Source organism: Cytobacillus spongiae (assembly GCF_021390075.1).
Window position 1 is genome coordinate 2,395,529 of record NZ_CP089997.1, and the last position, 18,203, is coordinate 2,413,731.

General features: G+C 38.0%; 20 protein-coding genes and 1 riboswitch. Of the genes, 9 read left to right on the forward strand and 11 right to left on the reverse strand.

Translation table 11 applies throughout. The features are described 5' to 3' along the window. Positions 1 to 51 precede the first annotated feature (51 nt). From LS684_RS12095 to ribD, 6 genes are all read right to left on the reverse strand, one after another. Positions 52 to 1,296 carry an EAL and HDOD domain-containing protein gene (locus LS684_RS12095; protein ID WP_233806292.1) on the reverse strand — a complete coding sequence of 415 codons (1,245 nt, stop codon included), beginning with the start codon at positions 1,294 to 1,296 and terminating at the stop codon, positions 52 to 54. 244 nt (positions 1,297 to 1,540) lie between these two features. After that, positions 1,541 to 2,842 (reverse strand): NCS2 family permease, encoded by a 1,302-nt coding sequence (locus LS684_RS12100; protein ID WP_233806294.1) that lies wholly within the window; start codon positions 2,840 to 2,842, stop codon positions 1,541 to 1,543. 118 nt (positions 2,843 to 2,960) lie between these two features. After that, positions 2,961 to 3,428: a 6,7-dimethyl-8-ribityllumazine synthase gene (ribH, locus tag LS684_RS12105; RefSeq protein ID WP_233806296.1), complete on the reverse strand. Its 468-nt coding sequence runs from the start codon at positions 3,426 to 3,428 to the stop codon at positions 2,961 to 2,963. A 41-nt stretch (positions 3,429 to 3,469) separates the two neighbouring features. Continuing rightward, positions 3,470 to 4,663 carry a bifunctional 3,4-dihydroxy-2-butanone-4-phosphate synthase/GTP cyclohydrolase II gene (locus LS684_RS12110; protein ID WP_233806298.1) on the reverse strand — a complete coding sequence of 398 codons (1,194 nt, stop codon included), beginning with the start codon at positions 4,661 to 4,663 and terminating at the stop codon, positions 3,470 to 3,472. Between the two features lie 15 nt (positions 4,664 to 4,678). Beyond that, complete coding sequence (gene ribE / locus LS684_RS12115; RefSeq protein WP_233806300.1) at positions 4,679 to 5,332, reverse strand: riboflavin synthase; 654 nt, start codon at positions 5,330 to 5,332, stop codon at positions 4,679 to 4,681. Next, positions 5,332 to 6,429, reverse strand: coding sequence for a bifunctional diaminohydroxyphosphoribosylaminopyrimidine deaminase/5-amino-6-(5-phosphoribosylamino)uracil reductase RibD (ribD, locus tag LS684_RS12120; protein WP_233806302.1), 1,098 nt, complete (start codon positions 6,427 to 6,429; stop codon positions 5,332 to 5,334). The genes ribE and ribD overlap by 1 nt, the downstream gene beginning before the upstream one ends. Before the next feature lie 146 nt (positions 6,430 to 6,575). Continuing rightward, positions 6,576 to 6,725, reverse strand: a riboswitch (FMN riboswitch). 162 nt (positions 6,726 to 6,887) lie between these two features. Between ribD and LS684_RS12125 the strand changes: the two genes are divergently transcribed. The 4 genes from LS684_RS12125 (at position 6,888) to LS684_RS12140 (ending at position 9,564) form a co-directional block, all read left to right on the forward strand. Next, positions 6,888 to 7,460 (forward strand): DUF3231 family protein, encoded by a 573-nt coding sequence (locus tag LS684_RS12125; RefSeq protein WP_233806304.1) that lies wholly within the window; start codon positions 6,888 to 6,890, stop codon positions 7,458 to 7,460. Positions 7,461 to 7,704: 244 nt separating this feature from the next. Next, a complete protein-coding gene (locus LS684_RS12130; protein WP_233806306.1) occupies positions 7,705 to 8,232 on the forward strand; it encodes a hypothetical protein in 528 nt (175 codons plus the stop codon). A 309-nt stretch (positions 8,233 to 8,541) separates the two neighbouring features. Further along, on the forward strand, positions 8,542 to 8,712 hold the full coding sequence (locus tag LS684_RS12135) for a hypothetical protein (RefSeq protein ID WP_233806307.1): 171 nt from the start codon (positions 8,542 to 8,544) through the stop codon (positions 8,710 to 8,712). A 33-nt stretch (positions 8,713 to 8,745) separates the two neighbouring features. Further along, complete coding sequence (locus tag LS684_RS12140; protein ID WP_233811635.1) at positions 8,746 to 9,564, forward strand: EcsC family protein; 819 nt, start codon at positions 8,746 to 8,748, stop codon at positions 9,562 to 9,564. A 58-nt stretch (positions 9,565 to 9,622) separates the two neighbouring features. On the opposite strand, the gene LS684_RS12145 is transcribed toward LS684_RS12140, so the two are convergent. Together LS684_RS12145 and LS684_RS12150 are read right to left on the reverse strand one after the other, a co-directional pair. Beyond that, on the reverse strand, positions 9,623 to 10,195 hold the full coding sequence (locus tag LS684_RS12145) for a TlpA disulfide reductase family protein (protein ID WP_233806308.1): 573 nt from the start codon (positions 10,193 to 10,195) through the stop codon (positions 9,623 to 9,625). A gap of 75 nt (positions 10,196 to 10,270) precedes the next feature. Continuing rightward, positions 10,271 to 11,041, reverse strand: a complete 771-nt coding sequence (locus LS684_RS12150) for a hypothetical protein (protein WP_233806309.1) — start codon at positions 11,039 to 11,041, stop codon at positions 10,271 to 10,273. A gap of 92 nt (positions 11,042 to 11,133) precedes the next feature. On the opposite strand from LS684_RS12150, the gene LS684_RS12155 reads away from it, so the two are divergent. Beyond that, positions 11,134 to 11,682, forward strand: a complete 549-nt coding sequence (locus LS684_RS12155; RefSeq protein WP_233811636.1) for a YdcF family protein — start codon at positions 11,134 to 11,136, stop codon at positions 11,680 to 11,682. Positions 11,683 to 11,775: 93 nt separating this feature from the next. Further along, a complete protein-coding gene (locus LS684_RS12160) occupies positions 11,776 to 11,937 on the forward strand; it encodes a hypothetical protein (protein WP_233806310.1) in 162 nt (53 codons plus the stop codon). A 403-nt stretch (positions 11,938 to 12,340) separates the two neighbouring features. Here LS684_RS12160 and LS684_RS12165 read toward each other — a convergent pair whose 3' ends face one another. From LS684_RS12165 to LS684_RS12175, 3 genes are all read right to left on the reverse strand, one after another. Further along, positions 12,341 to 13,183 (reverse strand): patatin-like phospholipase family protein, encoded by an 843-nt coding sequence (locus LS684_RS12165; protein WP_233806311.1) that lies wholly within the window; start codon positions 13,181 to 13,183, stop codon positions 12,341 to 12,343. Between the two features lie 372 nt (positions 13,184 to 13,555). Continuing rightward, complete coding sequence (locus LS684_RS12170; RefSeq protein ID WP_233806312.1) at positions 13,556 to 14,548, reverse strand: helix-turn-helix transcriptional regulator; 993 nt, start codon at positions 14,546 to 14,548, stop codon at positions 13,556 to 13,558. Between the two features lie 159 nt (positions 14,549 to 14,707). Further along, the gene (locus LS684_RS12175; RefSeq protein WP_233806313.1) at positions 14,708 to 15,031 is read right to left on the reverse strand and encodes a DUF4870 domain-containing protein; all 324 of its coding nucleotides are present in this window, start codon (positions 15,029 to 15,031) and stop codon (positions 14,708 to 14,710) included. A 227-nt stretch (positions 15,032 to 15,258) separates the two neighbouring features. Between LS684_RS12175 and LS684_RS12180 the strand changes: the two genes are divergently transcribed. The 3 genes from LS684_RS12180 to LS684_RS12190 all read left to right on the forward strand — a co-directional run bounded on the left by LS684_RS12180 (position 15,259) and on the right by LS684_RS12190 (position 17,911). Continuing rightward, positions 15,259 to 16,041 carry an undecaprenyl-diphosphate phosphatase gene (locus LS684_RS12180; protein ID WP_233806315.1) on the forward strand — a complete coding sequence of 261 codons (783 nt, stop codon included), beginning with the start codon at positions 15,259 to 15,261 and terminating at the stop codon, positions 16,039 to 16,041. Positions 16,042 to 16,068: 27 nt separating this feature from the next. Beyond that, positions 16,069 to 16,659 (forward strand): undecaprenyl phosphate transporter UptA, encoded by a 591-nt coding sequence (gene uptA, locus LS684_RS12185; protein WP_233806317.1) that lies wholly within the window; start codon positions 16,069 to 16,071, stop codon positions 16,657 to 16,659. A gap of 124 nt (positions 16,660 to 16,783) precedes the next feature. Then, positions 16,784 to 17,911, forward strand: a complete 1,128-nt coding sequence (locus LS684_RS12190) for an amidohydrolase (RefSeq protein WP_233806319.1) — start codon at positions 16,784 to 16,786, stop codon at positions 17,909 to 17,911. The last annotated feature ends 292 nt before the right edge of the window (positions 17,912 to 18,203 follow it).

Consider the following 18,203-nt stretch of genomic DNA (forward strand, 5'->3'; position numbering starts at 1 on the left):
ATAAGCTATAGTTATAAATAAAATACCACAGTACATGGGTACTGTGGTATTTTATTTACCTATCTCTTCTTTTGACAATAATTTATTCGTCCAAGAAACCGAATTCGCGTATATGTTAAATAGTTCTTGTTCATCTAGACCCAGGAGCTGGCTCCTATGGCTAATTTCATCCCATTTAGCCTTCTCAATCGAAATGACTAAATCAAGAATTTCCTTGATTCGGTTAGCTTTCCCATTTAATGCGTCGCAAATGTCTTCATGAAGTGGTAGCTTTCGTAAAATTTCATCCATTGGAATGCCCATTAGTGCGTCCATCATCGAAAACATTCCTGTTAAGAAATAGCCTGTCGTAGGAGAGATTTGATTCATAATTTGTCCAATCTCTTCACACATTTTTGCTCTTGTTAAACAGATCGAAATCGTTTCCCTCGACATTTCATCTTTATGTAGTGTTGATTCGCGCACAGCAAGTACATAAATCCATTTTTGAATTTCGATTAGACCTAAAAGAACGATTGCTTGCCTTATATTTGTGATTTTATGCTTCGGTCTAAAGGCTGGCGAATTGATGAGCTTTAAGAGTTTATAAGATAAAGACAAGTCTCTTTCAATCAGTCCAGCGATAATATCTATGCTTGGCTCAACCATTGAAAGATTATGGATTACTTCATAATAAGAATGGAAGTAGGTCGGTACATCATGTGTTGATACAATAATAGGCTTAGAGAAAAAATAGCCTTGAAAGTAATGGTACCCCTTACTCTTCGCTGCTTCAAAGTCTTCTCTCGTTTCCACTTTTTCAGCAACTAGTTTCAGGCCTAGCATCTTTGCCAAAGATTCAACTTTCTCCCTTTCCTCTAAGGGAGTAAATAAGAAGTCCACTTTAATGATATCTGCAAATTTTAACAGCTTATAGGAATAAGGATTTTGTTCTTTAAAAACATAGTCATCAAGCGCAATTTTATATCCCAAATCCTTTAGTTCCTTGCATATATCTAAAAGCTCTTGGCTCGGCTCAACTGTTTCTAATATCTCAACTACAATATCCCTAGGTCTAAAGTATGTAGGAAGTTTCAATTTAAGGAGTTTTTCCGTGAAATTAATAAAGCATTGTCTCCCATTAGACAATTCGTCAATTCCAATATTCAAGAAGCTATTAATAATTACCTCTGCCGTCGCTTGATCTCCATTAACATTTGGAAAATTATTTTGTTGATTGCTGCGGTAAAGAAGCTCATATGCAAATACATCTTCATTTTCATTAAATATCGGTTGTCTCGCCACAAATACTTCCAACTACTCACCTCCCTATAAAACATATCTCTATTTTATAGTAAAAGTTATGCAGAAATCTATCATATTTTGTAAAAAGAAGAGATTTTCTCTATATATTTTCCTATATTAACTATACTCGAATAGTAACTTCAAGTGAACTTGAAGGAAAATCAAATGAATCATTCGATGATTAGACAAAAATAAAAGGTTGCAGCTCACCCTATTAATACGAGTTTAGCAGCAACCTCTTACTTTATGACTCTATTTATTGTACATAATGAAAAATGAAATTTGCTAAGAACAATCCGGCTATTACATATAATGCAAACGATACCTCTCGACCTCTTCCAATCGCTAATTTAAGGATTGGGTAAAGGATAAATCCGATTGCAATCCCATCTGCAATACTATACGTGAAAGGAATCATGGCAATGATAAATAACGCTGGAAAGCTTTCACTCAAATCCTTCATATCCAAATTCCGGATATTTTGCAACATGAGCCCGCCAATAATAATTAAGATAGGTGCGATTGCACTGTTCGGAATCATTTTTATGACTGGGATAAAGAAAGCAGATGCCAAGAATAACACACCGGTTACAATTGTAGTTAAGCCTGTTCTTCCTCCAGCCGCCATACTTGCAGCACTCTCAACCGTCGAAACCGTTGGACTCGTTCCAAAAACTCCAGATAATAAAGCTGAAATGGAGTTGGCTTGGAAAGCTCGTTCAAAGCGTTCTGGTTTCTGAATAAATGAAACATGACCATGTACAAGTCCAATGTTCTCAAAAATGAGGACCATTGACAATGAAAATACAGCTACCCAAAAAGTAATGGTAAATATATTCTCAAATGACATGCTTCCAAATACACTTAGATAATCAGATACAGAAAATGAACTCTCATTTGCTTGTTGAATTTCAATTGTACCAAATAACCAAGCGATGAACGTTCCTACTACAACGGTTATGAGGAAGTTACCAGGAACATTTCGAATAAACAAGACAATGGCAAGCAAGAAAGTTATGATCGTTGCCAGCACGGTAGGCTCACTTAACGGACCTAATGCAATGATTGAGTTCGTTCCTTTTTCAACAATACCGCCCTTTTCAAGACCAATTAACATTAAGAACAAGCCAAGACCGACAGTGATCGCTTCCTTTAAGGATTGAGGAATCGCTTCACTCAATGATCTTGAGAATTTTGAAAAAGCAAGCAAGCTGAAAATAACACCTGAAACGAATACTACAGCTAACGCTTCCTGCCAAGATAGTCCCATGGATTGAACAAGTGTGTAAGCAAACAAGGCATTAATTCCCATCCCCGGTACGAGGAGAATCGGAACATTCGCCCAGAACCCCATCAAGAAACAACCGATCGCAGATGTCAAAATCGTAGCGATGATCGCTGCTTCGAGTGGAATGCCAGCTTCCGAAAGAATTAAAGAATTGACGGCAATGATGTACACAATTGTAAAAAATCCGACGGAACCAGCGATTACTTCCTTCTTGAACGAAGTCTCATTGCTTTCCAATTGAAAAAATTGATTCATCCATTTTTGTGTCATTGTAAAACCCTTATTTAATTATAGCCCTCTCCCTACCCGCTCTCCCTGCCAAAACAAGTGAGCCACAAAAGAGTATTTTAGCAGACACCCTTCAAATTGACAAGATGTATCCGACTTTTTAATCTAACTGTCTAAATAAATTACCCATTTCAATCGCACCTACAGCTGCTTCCCAGCCTTTATTCCCTGCTTTCGTTCCAGCTCTTTCAATGGCTTGCTCAATCGTATCTGTCGTTAGAACGCCAAAGATCACCGGCACACCACTTTGCATAGCTGTACTTGCCACACCTTTAGCCACTTCATTGCTTACAAAATCAAAATGTGGCGTTGCTCCACGAATGACAGTACCTAATGTAATGACTGCATCGTATTTTCCTGCATCAGCCAGTTTTTTTGCAGTTAGCGGAATTTCAAATGCACCTGGAACCCAGACAATTGTTACATCCTCTTCACTAACTCCATGTCGTTTTAGCGCATCCTCAGCTCCGCCTAGCAGTTTACTTGTAATGAATTCATTGAACCTAGAAACAACAATCCCTATTTTTAAACCTGTTCCTACTAAATGACCTTCAATTCGATTCCCCATTTTTTTCTCTCCTCATATCTATCTATTTTTTCAATCATTTGTTAGTAGTTTAATAGATGACCAAGCTTTTCGCGCTTAGTTTTTAAGTATTGCTCGTTTTCCAACTTGACTGACATTTGCAAAGGGACCCTTTCTGTGACTTCTAATCCATAGCCTGCAAGGCCTGCTATTTTCCGTGGATTATTGGTCAAAAGTCGCATTCTTCGCACACCCAAACTTCTTAAAATTTGCGCACCTACCCCATAGTCTCGAAGGTCATCTTTGAACCCTAACTTATGATTTGCTTCAACTGTGTCATATCCTTGCTCTTGAAGCTTATATGCTTTTAATTTATTGATTAAACCGATTCCTCTTCCTTCTTGACGCATATAAAGAAGAATTCCCTTTCCTTCTTTTTCTATTTGTCTTAATGCCGCTTCTAATTGAGGGCCACAATCACAACGGTTTGAGCCAAATACGTCTCCTGTTAAGCATTCTGAATGAACTCGTAACAATACAGGCTCATTTTCAGAGATATCTCCTTTCACTAGTGCCACATGCTCTTTTCCATCCACCTTACTTGTATAGGCTACTGCACGAAAATGCCCATATTCTGTTGGTAGTTCAATCTCAATTTCTTTCGATATCATTGAATCGAATTCAAGGCGAAATTCAATTAGGTCTTTAATTGTAATCATTTTGAGTTGAAAACGCTCGGCAATCTTCTTTAGATCTGGTACTCGCGCCATGGTCCCGTCTTCATTCATAATTTCACATATGATCCCTGCCGGTTTTGCACCTGCTAATAAAGCTAAATCAACAGCGGCTTCTGTATGTCCAGCTCTTCTTAATACCCCGCCTTTTTTGGCAATTAGAGGGAAGATATGACCTGGCCTCTTAAAGTCTTCTCCCACACTTTCGTCTTCTATTAATTTCTGTATCGTCAATGAACGCTCAAATGCACTTATTCCCGTTGTCGTATCTTTATGGTCAACACTAACTGTAAAGGCTGTCTCATGTTGATCGGTGTTTACCTCAACCATTGGGGTTAAGTTCAACTTAGTCGCTAACTCTTCTGCAATCGGAGCGCAAATAAGGCCTCTTCCTTCTTTTGCCATGAAATTTATGAGTTCAGGAGTAACCTTTTCACCTAAAGCAACAAAATCTCCTTCATTCTCCCGATCTTCATCGTCACATACAATGATGACTTTTCCCGCTTTCAAATCCTCTAATGCTTCTTTTACCGAATGAAACATTTGCTCATCCCCTTTCTACATAAACCCGTTTTGCTTAAGGAAGTCCTGATCAATCCCTTGTATAGCTGAGGTTTTGTCATCACCTATTTGGTAAAATCGGTATAAGTATTTGGCAATCATGTCAAACTCTAAATTGACGAAATCCCCAGCCTTTTTGTAGCCAAGCACCGTTTCATTGGCAGAGTGCGGGATGAGTGAAACCGTTATATGACTTGAACTTACATCAAATAGAGTTAAAGAAATTCCATCAATAGCAATAGAGCCTTTATGAAGGCTGAGATGACGATATTGGTCAGAAATTTGAATATCATAATAAATGGCATTTTCCTTTGGAGTCTTCCGTAAAATTTTCCCTACTCCATCTACATGTCCCGTGACAAAATGACCGCCAAATCGTCCATTTGCAGACATGGCTCTTTCTAAATTTACTTTGGTACCTTCTTTTATTGTCGACAAGGATGTTGCTTTGAACGTTTCTGGCATCACATCCACTCGAAAGAAATCATCCATAAAATTTGTTACTGTCAGGCATACACCGTTTACAGAAATACTATCTCCTACCTTTAAATCAGACATGATTTTCTTCGCATAAATGGAAAGGCTCAAGGTGTTCCCCTTTTGAGCAATTTGTTTGATCGAGCCCATTTCTTCGACAATTCCAGTAAACATCAAGTCTCACTCCCTGTTAGAGGCTCTGCTACAATCTTTAAGTCCTGATCCTTTTGTTCAATTGAAATGAACTTTAGTTTCGGCGCATTCTTGACGAACTCTACACCAAGTCCGCTGATAGATGGAAATGCATGCTTGCCTCCAATAATCATCGGCGCAATATAAGTGACGATTTGTTGAAAAGCACCTGCTTCAATAAAGCTCGCATGAACAGTTGGGCCACCTTCAACAAGTAGGGATGTAATCCCTTTTTCGCCTAGATAGGTTAATACATCCTCAATAAGAATACAATCTGTATCTAATTGAATCACTTCCACACTTTGTTTGCTCAATTGATAGACTCGTTCCTTATTTGCTCGTTGAGTTGTAAATATAATCGTCTTTGCTTGTAAATCTGTCACTACATGTGAAGATATGGGTGTTCTTAAGCTTGTGTCTAGCACAATTCGAATGGGGTTTTTGCCACCGTGAGGTAGCCTTGTGGTTAATTGTGGATTATCGGAAATGATCGTGTTTACACCTACTAAAATGGCATCATGCTTATGTCGTAATTGGTGAACATCGCTTCTGGATTCTGGAGAGGTAATCCATTTACTATCACCTGTTTGAGTGGCAACCTTCCCGTCAAAAGAGGTTGCGGTTTTAAGTGTTACGTATGGTTTTTTTGTTTGGATATAGTGAAAAAATGGTATATTTAAATCAGCAGCAGTTGCTTCCTCAATCCCTACTTCAACCTCAATCCCTGCCTCTCTAAGCTGTTCAATTCCTTTTCCTGCAACTAATGGGTTCGGATCAAGTGTAGCAACTTTCACCATTGAAACTCCTGCTTCAATAATCGCCTTTGTGCAAGGCGGTGTTTTTCCATAATGGCTACATGGTTCAAGCGTGACATAAAGAGTACTTCCACATGCGTTGTCGCCTGCTTGCTTCAAAGCGTGTATTTCTGCATGTTCAGTGCCAGCTTTTAAATGAGCACCCATCCCAATGATTTGCCCATTTTTCACGATAACCGAGCCCACACACGGATTGGGACTCGTCTGTCCACTTGTCGCTCGTGCCATTGATATAGCCAGGTTCATATATGCTTGATCTTGCATCCGTGTTTTATTTTCCCCCTTTCAATCGATTCTCTCCAAGTATTACAACTCAAATACGACAAAACCCCGAACATAGCATGATATGTTCGGGGTTAAAGCATAACGAAATAAGCGTTTAAACAACTAGTTTTTAAACACGTATATTCTCATTCCTTCTCCCATCCAGACTATACTGTCGGCTTTGGAGTTTCACCAAATCCACCGCTTCCATCAAAGATGAAACCGGGTCACGGACTAAGAGAGCATTCACTCTCATCACCGCCGGTTGGGAATTTCACCCGACCCCGAAGGCGAGATCACAATTGGTAGGAGCCTACCGAATGCAATCTCCTTTATATTCGAATGTATAGTTATTGTAATACCACTTTTGTAGAATAGCAATTTAAAATACTTGTGAAATCGGATTTTTTTTGAATGAGTCCGGGAATAATACGCAATAAAAAATAAGGAGGCTAGTCATGGCAAATACCTTCGAAGCCATCGCATCCATATTAAAAAATTTCGTGGACGAAGAGCCGAAAACCCCACTACATGTTGGGGAAGTCATGGATCTATGGACTGCTTATACCGCTTTTCATGAAGCCCATTCTCTCTACCACGTTGCTCTTAACACAACAACAGATCCCCAGTTAAAACACGTTATTCAACAGGCGATTAAAGAAAGTAAAGAGGATACGAAAAAAATCGAAGAATTTTTGTTAAAGGAAGGCGTTCCTCTGCCATTAGTTCATTCTAATAAACCTTCCTCGAACCCTGAAGCTGTTCCTGAAGGAGTGAAATTAACTGATGATGAGATCGCCAATTTAATTTCAGTGAAAATTGCTGCTTCTATTACATTTTGTGCACAAGCGATGTCAAAAACGATTCGTTCGGATGTAGGAATGCTGTTCATATCGATCCAAGTAGAACTAGTAAAATTTGCTGCTCCCTTAAAAAATTTAATGAAGGACAGAGGCTGGCTGCGCATTCCGCCGTATTATCTTCCTCCTGGAGCTGAATCAAAACACAACTCAAATTCGTTAAACCATTAAACCGATCATCAGAGCCATGATTCCATAAATGGCTCTTTTTTATGTAGCAATCATAGGTAACCCGTAAAGAACACCTTGGTTTCCTTCTCTCTATCATCTCCCTTCTAAAAATATACATATACGCCACCTCACCTTATAAAAATAGGTAGAACGATCCGCCCGAAAAAGTAAACATTTTACAAATTATTAAATTGTCCGTTATAATTTAACTGTAATAATATTACAAATAGTAAAGGAGATTAAGATGAATAAAAACTTGATTTTTGGGGTAATACTCCTCTTCTCGCTGATAGGTTGTTCCAACCAAGAAACAGCTGAAGTTGAAAAAGAAAGTAAAAGTTATGCAACTAATGAAGAGATTAAAAGTTGGTCTTATAGTCAATTGTCTACTATCGAAACAGAAAATGGTGAAGTGAGTTTGACTGGAGAGGTGGGAAGTTTCGGACTAGTTGTAGATACTTTTCGAAAAGAAACTGAACACACATTCACTTGGTATTTGTGGGTTGATGACATCAATAAACAAAATGAATTAATTGGAGAAAAAGTAACAATTAATGGAATTAGCGAAAAAGATAAAGGGAATGAACTGTTTTTAGCAGAAGGAATCATAGAGCCACTAACACAGGAAGAGTTATTACAAATTCCTAATGATAACAATATCGTCAAATTTCTGGCAAATATTAAGCCTATGAGAGACGGCAAATGGAAACTGAAACCCTTTTTAAATGAAAAGTTATTAGGTACCAGTGTGGTCATAGTTGAAGGCAAGTAAATTTTGAATTGGATAGTTCCAACGAATCGGAAAGAACCTTTAATAATTGGTAAACCGAAACAAATCAGTTTCAGACTGTAGAAAGACTCTGCTAGATTTGGAGTTTGCCTACGGTCATTTTTGCTTTATCGTAATTATAGTTAGCAGCTTTTATAAATTTTCCTTTATTCGTTATAAATTTCCTACCCTTATGAAAACAACTTTGAAATTCAGCTTACTTTTTGAAACCTCTTCCCGTTTAATACGTATATCCTTTATTATAGACAAATCTATCATGCAGTTTTTGGTGTATAGAAAGGACGTTACGACATGAAAACTTCTACTTTTTTGCTAATCATTGTAATGATGATGCATTTCATAACGTTAACGAATATTACTATATTTCATGGAGAATATAATGGAATTGCCCTAGCACTTTCTACCATTTTATTTATTTCAAGCATTGCAATATTTGTGAATAACAAACGAAAAATGAAGTGATAATGGGCTTATATGAGTCGGAGGAGACACATGATGAACGAATCTAGAGAAGTATTAACAGAAGAATTACAGAAGTGTCATGCTTGGGAAAAGGATCAAAATGATTTATGGTTTTGGGAGAAGCTTGGGAGACTCCCATTTAAGCTGATTGATAAATGGACTCCTTCTTTTATTCAGAAAAAGATTGGCATTATACTGGATGAGCTCGGTCAGTACTTGCAAACAGGAGGACGCTATCTAAGCTCGATTTCTTCCTTAACAACTTATTATCCTAATCAAAAGATCACTAGCCTATCAGAAGTGAACCGACTGTCCATCGCCGAAATGGATCAAGCCGCTTTGAAACTAACTGATAGCCGGAAGAACCTAGCGACACTTCAAGGGGCAACAACGGGAATTGGCGGGCTTTTCACTTTATCAATCGATATCCCTCTCTTATTAGGTATGCAGTTAAAAACATTGCAGGATATCGCGATCTGTTATGGATATGATCCAAACAATGAGAATGAACGTCTTTTCATTGTCAAGTGTCTTCAATTTGTTTCATCAGATATTGTAGGAAAAAAAGCAATCCTCCAACAATTATCTAGTTTCGACTCTGCCGACGAGACGAAAAAACGCGAAGTAGTCTCCGAGCTACAAGGCTGGAGAGAAGTCGTATTCTCCTATCGTGATGGCTTTGGATGGAAAAAGCTGTTCCAAATGATCCCAATCGCCGGACTTGTATTTGGGGCCTTTATTAACCGATCAGCGGTTAATGATATCGGAGAAGCAGGAATGATGCTTTACCGCAAGCGGAAAATCCTTGAAAAGCTCAAATTTGATGAAAATCCATTAAATGAAATCAACTAACAAAAGCAGCAATGAAAGAGGCAATTACTCTTTTTTTGCTGCTTTTTTATACAAATCTCTATGGAAGCTTGTTTAATTCTGATTCCATCATTTCCTTTGACATCGCTCCGGAAACTTTCTTTCTTATAATTCCATCTGAATCGATAAAATAACTAGTTGGATAGGCTAGAACTTCATATTGGTAAGCTGTTTCGCCTACTTCATCTAATGGGACTACAAAATGATATTCGTTTTCCTCAACGTAATTTGCTACAGCCTGTTCACTATCTTCCGTATGTGTAAGATTCACGGCCAAAACGACGACATCATCGTCTTTGTATTGGTTGTACACCTCTTGCATGTCTGGCATTTCTGCTTTACATGGCGGGCACCAGCTTGCCCAAAAATTCAATAATACTCTTTTGCCATGATAATCATGAAGTTGAATGGCTTCTCCATATAAATCAGTTAATGTAAAATTTGGAGCTATCTGCTTCGGTTGAATCCCAACTTCAAGTGTCTTTACATCTAGCTTTTCATACTGATCTAGCTGTTTCACATTTTCAACGACACCTTGATCTTTTAACATGACTGTATCGACAATAAATAGAATAACCACACAAATTGCTGCACCTATTAGAAATTTCTTCATTACAAGAACACCTCGATCATCTGCATACGTTCATTTTAACATAATCATACAACAAAATACGATTATAGGTATTTATCAATGATCTTTATATAGAAATTCCTTCGTTAATAAGGCTAGTACTATTAGCTTTTCTTCAGGTGAACTCTTTTCAGAAACCGTTAATATAGGAGTGTTGGGGTTGGGGAAAATGGGATCCAACTTTGCAGGCATCCACCCTTTTTGCAAGCCGGCAATTGACTGATTCTTCTCATTGAGAATTAGTATATCTGATAGGAAGGCTTTCTTCTTTACTTTATATGCTGACGTCCCATACTGATATATTCCTTTACTTTTTTGAGATAAGGTGATCTTCTTCTCTTCTCCATCGTTCCCAACGATAAAGACGTCTATATATCTTTTTTGCAGCTTAATTTGCGCCACTACTTTTTCCCTATCATATATGAAATATTCCCCTCTAAATAGAGCATCCAAAAAATAGGGCAGAATCCACCTAAGTTTCCACTCATATTTCTCTTTAATTTCCCCTACTCTGCTCCCGTTTCCATCAAAAAGATACATTTTTAAAGCAGGAGCGGCCGCAAAATGGATGATCAGATGCTTCTCGCTTTGAATCGTACTTCCACAACTAAGGCTTGGACTAGCTTTCTCATACCATCGATGATAAATTAGGTAGCTTTGATAACAAACAAAGCTGTACAATAGAAATGGAATGAACACAAGTAGAATGGGAAATGAATAGTTACTGGATAAGGCATAGATCAAAAATAGCAAAATAGGAAATAATGACATGACACTTCCATTCAATGCGGTCAATGCCGAATGTTTATAGTATTCTTGAATATTCATATTCCAGTTACTCCTTAGGTTAAACTTCCTCTCTTACTAGTATATGAAGGTTCGATGAAAACATGTTTAAAGGAGGAAAACGTTTGAAAAAAGTGATTATTATTACACTCTTTATCAGCTTGCTAGCTTATATAGCATTTGCACACCTACATATCATTGAAACGGCGAAAAAAGCTACACCAAAGAATCTCCCTTATCTAATTGTCCTTGGAGCTAAGGTAAACGGAGAAGAAATGTCCTTAAGTCTCTTATACCGTGCGGAAACAGCGCTCACATACTTAACAGACAATCCATCAACAAAAGTAGTCGTAACTGGTGGAAAAGGGCCAGGAGAAGATATTACTGAGGCAGAAGCTCTAAATCGTTTTTTCAGGGAAAAAGGAATTGATGAAAGTAGGATATTAATAGAAGATCAATCTACCTCAACCTATGAAAATATGAAATTCACAAAGGATTTATTTGAAATAGAGGAAGCGGTTATTGTCAGCAATGACTTTCACCTTTACCGGGCCATTTCGTTAGCAGACAACATAGGAATTAAAGGCTATCCTCTCGCAGCTGAAACGCCAAGTGCTGTGAAAGCTTACAATTACCTTCGTGAATATCTGGCCGTGTTGAAAATGTATATCTTAGGGACCTAATCTTAGGCCGGACTTTTTCAGCTTATTTTAACATATAGGGTAAAAAATGCTTTTATACAGGGGGAAGTTCCTTGATCTTTGATCAAATAGAATATGTTAGAAAACAAACCACCTGAGTTTGTAGAAGGAATAGGAAAAGATGAAATACTAATTATTCGAGAAGGGTTTACAAACCATATTCTATGGAATTTAGGCCATTTCTATGTGGTTCAAGAACAGCTTACCTTTCAGCTCCCAAGAGAATCGTACGTATAGCCTGAAGAATTCACAGCTTTATTCGCAAAAGACACCACTCCCACATCATGGGACATAGCTCCACCACCCCTAGCAGACATCCTACTATTATTAAAAGACCAATCGAGCCGCATCTGTGATATCTATTTAGGCCGGGTGAACGAGACTCTTAAAAAACCATACTTATAATGAGGGAGCTTCCTCTTTACTCTATTTCTGACATTCTTTCATTCTGTCTTTACCATGTAGGAATGTTTTGAAAGATGAAAGCCAGTGAACGGATGATGGATCAGAACAAAAAGTAGACTCTACTAGTCTTTCTATTATTCGCAATTGAGTGAGTTTCTTACGATCCAACTTTTAATGACAAACTTAGATCTGATATCAAAGTGTCAGCACATTAACCGTACTGGCGCTTTTCATATCAACCGATGATCTGTGATTTCATCCGTTCGGCATCTTTATACCCTTGTATGTAGAGTTTTTCAAGCTTAATGGGATTTCGTTCCATTCTTCCAACTTCCAATGGTTGCTCCGGTCGAATGAGAATAACGTTCCCTCGTTGTTCTTCTTCCTCCAAGTACGCTGTTGTTTGATTATATGTCTCGTAGCGGTTCAATAGCGCTTTTTGCAGTCCTGTATAATGAGGATACTTCCTTTTCAATAAGAAACTCAATCTAGCAGGCTTCTTCATATACCCTTGATTTCTAGTCAGAACCACAACATTTCGCTTATAACCTGCATCTTGAGCTTGCCGAATTGGCACTGGATCACTAATTCCTCCATCTAACAGTGTTCTTCCGTTAAATTCAATTTCAGGAGCAATAAATGGCAAGGAGCTCGATGCTTTAAGTACGGTTAACATATCTTGTCCATATTCCTCTCGGCCAAAATAAACCGGTTCTCCCGTATGGCAATCTGTCGTACCAATTACAAATTCCGAACTACTTTGAAAAAATTCTTCATAATGATAAGGAACTAATACGTGAGGGATTTCATTAAAGATAAAATCCATTCCGAAGAATTGCCTCGTCTTAAAGAAGTTTCGCCACGAGATGTATCGATGATCGGTTACGTAGTCAATGTTCACGATTTTATTTCTACCCTTTTGCTTTGAAAGGTAAGAGGCTGCATTACATGCACCTGCAGATACACCGATTACATAAGGAAAAACGATATCCTGTTCAAGTAAATACTCTAAGACGCCTGCAGTGTATACTCCCCTCATACCTCCGCCTTCTAAAACTAACCCTGTATCATTGAGCACAATTTCTCTTCCTTTCAACTCTAGACTTCACAGCGTGAACCATTTACCAATTATAGGATAATCTTATAAAAATTTTCAACTGATTCAAACGGAACTTACAATAAAAAAGCACCCTAATTCTGTAAGGAGTGCTTCAGACGGTAGTCAAACTCATTTTTGTCTCTTATTGGATTTAGTTCTAGATTGATTGGAATGAAGAGTACAAAACTCTTAGGAATTCCCCTCACGCCCCCCGGAAAGCAAGAGCCTGCAGCGGAAATCACCCTTGTCCATTCGATAGATATAGGATGTACGAACGCCATTCGTGTTACATACTGATTGCAATTTTATCGCTATTTACAATCAAGTGTAGAAATCATCCATTTTCCCCGATTACTGCTTGTATACAGCCATTAGTCTATCCACTTCAACCTTCACCTGTTCAACTAAGTGTTCAGGTGACAGAACCTTAGCTTGTCCACCAAAGCTTAACACCCAATTGATCAAACCATTACTAACAATTGCCTTAGTAGTCAAAATAAAATGGTCGTCTCCATCTCTTCTTACTTCTACATCCTTGCCAAACTTATCAATCATGACATTAATCAAACGATTGTCAAATCGGACTTTAATCCATTCCTCTGTACCCGCATACATATTAAAGGTCGAACTCACATATTTTGATACATCGAACGATTCATACGGAAACGTTTCATCCGTCATCTGGACATTACGCAAACGGTCAACTCGATAATGGCGAATTTCGAAAGCTTTAAAATAATAGGCGATTAAATAATAAAAATCATTCGACCAAATAAGCCCGAGTGGTTTTACGCGATACTCATCCCCGTCATGGCTTAATGAAAATTCCTTGTTGACATTGTATCTGCCATATTGAAAATGAACCACTTTCCGTTCCGAAATGGCTTCATGAAGATCGTTGATAGCCAAGCGGACCATTTTACTTTCACTTTTAATAGACGAATCAATTAAAATTTCATTATGTAACTTTTTCGCATGGTGTATACTCGTTAATTGCTTAATTTTTCGAATGAGCTGCTTTGTTTCTTCCTTTGTAATGAAACGAGCAGATGCAACTGCATCAATTAACATCCGCAACTCGTATAATTCAAACAAGCGAAATTGATGGCTATAGTATTTTGGCATTCCCTCCTTTTCTTGATTGATCGTTACATCAAATTTTGCTTCAATTAAATGTTCCATATCATCTCGTAACGAGTTTTTGTTTAATTTCACATCTGGACCATAAATTCTTCGAAACTGCTCGACAATCTCATCTAGCGTAAACTCATTTTCTTCATCCGTTTGTTCCTTTAATATCTCCATTAGCTTTAATAACCGTTCTTTATTATCAAGACGTGTCAATTGGCATCACCTCTCATGATTCTACTATTATTTTATCAGAAGCTATTTAGAACTGTCTAAATTCACATTTGGGTTTGACCATAAAGAACCCACAGTTCCAAAATAGGAACTGCGGGGAGAGTGTCTTATCTTTAACAACGAAGTTTTCATTCGCTCTTACTACTTTAGGATACGGAAAACGAATGGAATTCGATATTCGTTCCCTTCATACGCCTTCACTGCACCAATAATTGTAAAGACAAATGCTAGAACGCCAACTACCCAAATAAGAACAAAACCGATAAGGACAAGCATCAGTATAGACGAAACAATTGAATAGATCGTATAAGATATCAAAAAGTTCAAATATTCCTTCCCGTGATAATCGATAAAGCTAGAGTCATCTTTCTTCAAAAGCCAAATGATTAATGGGCCAATAAAATTCGTAAAAAAGCTAATTACATATATCCCAGCGGCCAAAAGTCGCTCATCATTGCTAGGCATATTCCGAACCTCCTTCTTATTTCTTCTTTATTATTTACGCTCTACCATCAAAAAAGTTTCATGAAATGATAATAATCTCTGCAATCTTTCGATTATAAACTTAAAGATACGCTTTCTGCCAGTTTTTATGTTACTCTAGTTCACTTCCCCGTTAATCCTTGTTCTTCATTGGAATTAGTTGAATACATATTACATATGGACAACTATTTATTTGAAGGTGATGAATCATGCTATCTAAGTTTGAAGCATTTATACTTGGGATCATTCAAGGATTAACCGAATTTCTCCCGATATCAAGTAGTGGGCATTTATATTTGGGACGACATCTTTTTGGTCTTGATGAGGCTGGGCTATTCCTTGATACCATGCTCCATATCGGTACATTACTTGCAGTACTTGTCATTTATAAAAATGAATTACTGCAAATAGTCAAAAATCCTTTTGGCAAGCTTTCCTATCTCCTCGTACTTGGTACGATTCCAGCCGTCATTGTAGGCTTTTTATTTAGTGATCTTTTTGAGAACATTTCAAAATCAGGCATTACCATTGGATGGGAGTTTTTATTTACGGGGTTCGTCTTATGGATGGCAGACGGAATAAAAAACGGAGCAAAACGATTAGAGAACATAGGGTATGGTGATGCCCTATTTATTGGGACCTTTCAAGCAGCAGCTATCTTTCCCGCGGTCTCGCGTTCAGGGTTAACAATAGCGGCAGGACTCATGCGTAAGCTCGATCGTGAAACAGCTGCCTACTTCTCTTTCCTCTTATCGATCCCTGCGATTGCAGGCGGAATTGTACTGCAAATGGGGGAAATGTATACTGGCCATATAGAGGCAGTCTCTTTAGGGAGCTTATTGGTCGGGACTGTTTCATCTGCATTATTTGGTTATATGGCCGTCGTGTGGATGATTAATTTTCTAAAAAGAAAATCCCTAAAAATGTTTGCGGTTTATGTATGGATCCTCGGGTTTACTGTATTGGCACTTCAATTGACAGGGGTTTTCTAGAGGTAACAAATTACTGGGGGGATATTGGTGTTAAAGGACATCATTTATGATTTGTTCCACCTATTATCCGATTTAGGTTATATAGGGATTGCACTTGGGTTAATGGTAGAGGTTATTCCAAGTGAAATTGTTCTTAGTTATGGGGGGTTCCTTGTTAGTACGGGAGAAATCCACTTCATTGGCGCACTACTTGCAGGTGTAGTAGGTGGGACTGTTGCACAATTGTTTTTATATTGGATAGGCGCTTATGGAGGTCGTCCCTTTCTCGATCGGTATGGAAAATACTTATTATTAAAGCCCTCACATCTTGACGGTGCGGAGGCATGGTTTCAAACATATGGGACAGGCGTGATTTTTACCGCTCGATTTGTACCTGTTATTCGGCATGCCATATCCATCCCTGCTGGAATTGCTAGAATGCCATTGTCTCAATTCACCCTTTATACGGTAGCAGCTATGATTCCATGGACGGTATTATTTCTGCTACTTGGAATTGAATTAGGAAACCATTGGCAAGACATTGAGGAATATGCGAAACCATTTCTCTTCCCCATTATTGGAATAGCCACACTCTCTGTGATTGGATATTTCTTATTTAAAAAATGGCGGACAACTTAATAGAAAGTGTTCTACCCTTCAGCTTGTCGATGAAGGGTATTTTTTATAAAAAAAATCTTTAGGTATTTCCTATATATAGCGGTAAAATATAATAAAAACAACTGGCTATGATCGTGAGGTTTAGATGATGAAAATATTATTTAAAAATGCATATGTTATTCCTATTACCTCCCCACCTATTCCTAAAGGAGATGTATTAATAGACGGTGATAAAATCCTTGAAGTGGGTAGAAATTTAGTAACTGATTCACAAGTGAAAATCATTGATTGTCAAAACCACTACTTACTTCCTGGTTTCATTGATGTTCATACGCATCTCGGACTCTATGATGAAGGAACTGGCTGGGCAGGAAATGATGCCAATGAAACAGTTGAGCCAATGAGTCCACATATTCGTGCAATAGATGGGGTCTACCCTCTTGATCCTGCATTCCAAGATGCCGTCAAATATGGTATAACAACCGCTCATGTCATGCCAGGCAGCGCGAATGTAATTGGGGGAACAACATCTGTCATTAAAACAACAGGAAAAAACATAAAAAAAATGATCATTCAAGAAACTGCCGGTCTTAAGATTGCTCTTGGAGAAAATCCAAAGCGAATCCATAGCCAGGGCAATAAGGATTCAATAACAAGAATGGGAATTATGGGGATGCTGCGCGAAACCTTTTACGAAGCTATGAATGCAGACAATCCAGATACATTGAGACTATCCCCAATCATTAAAGCACTCAAACGAGAAATACCCGTTCGAATTCATGCACATCGTGCAGATGATATTATTTCTGCTGTTCGTTTGGCTGAGGAATTTAATCTAGACTTACGCATCGAGCATTGTACAGAAGGTCATTTAATTGCTTCAGAGCTTTCAGGTATCGGACTAAAGGTGTCTGTCGGTCCTACATTAACCAGACGTTCCAAGGTAGAATTAAAAAATAAAACATGGAAGACGTATCAAGAATTAACGAATCATGGCGTAGAAGTTTCCATTACAACAGATCACCCATACACGCCCATTCAATATTTGAATTTATGTGCAGCCATTGCCGTTCGTGAAGGATTATCCGAACAGAAGGCACTTGAAGGCATTACAATCTTAGCAGCGAAAAATCTCAGAGTAGACAATCAACTCGGGAGTATCGAACGCGGAAAAGTGTCAGATTTAGTACTTTGGAGCCATCATCCATTTCACTTTCTTGCCAAGCCAAAATGGACGATGATTAATGGAGAATTTGTCTTTCAAGACGCGTGAAATCCGTCGAAATTCACTGTAGAAAATTGTAAATAAACTTTAATAAAATTTATTAAAAAACCTATTTCATTTTTATATGTTTTCTAGTATTATACGATAAGTAAATTACTTTTTGATTGAGCATGCATCATACGGAAGCTTAACTTTAGCTTGATTGCCGCTTTCATCAAAAGTTAATCCAATAGCGAGTAATAGGGAAGGCAAATGGTGCGCCACCAGTTAAGCTGGTTCTAGTGGGTTCGATTCCCACCCCGAAATTTTTTAGCCATTTTCAAAAAATTTCGAGGGTCGG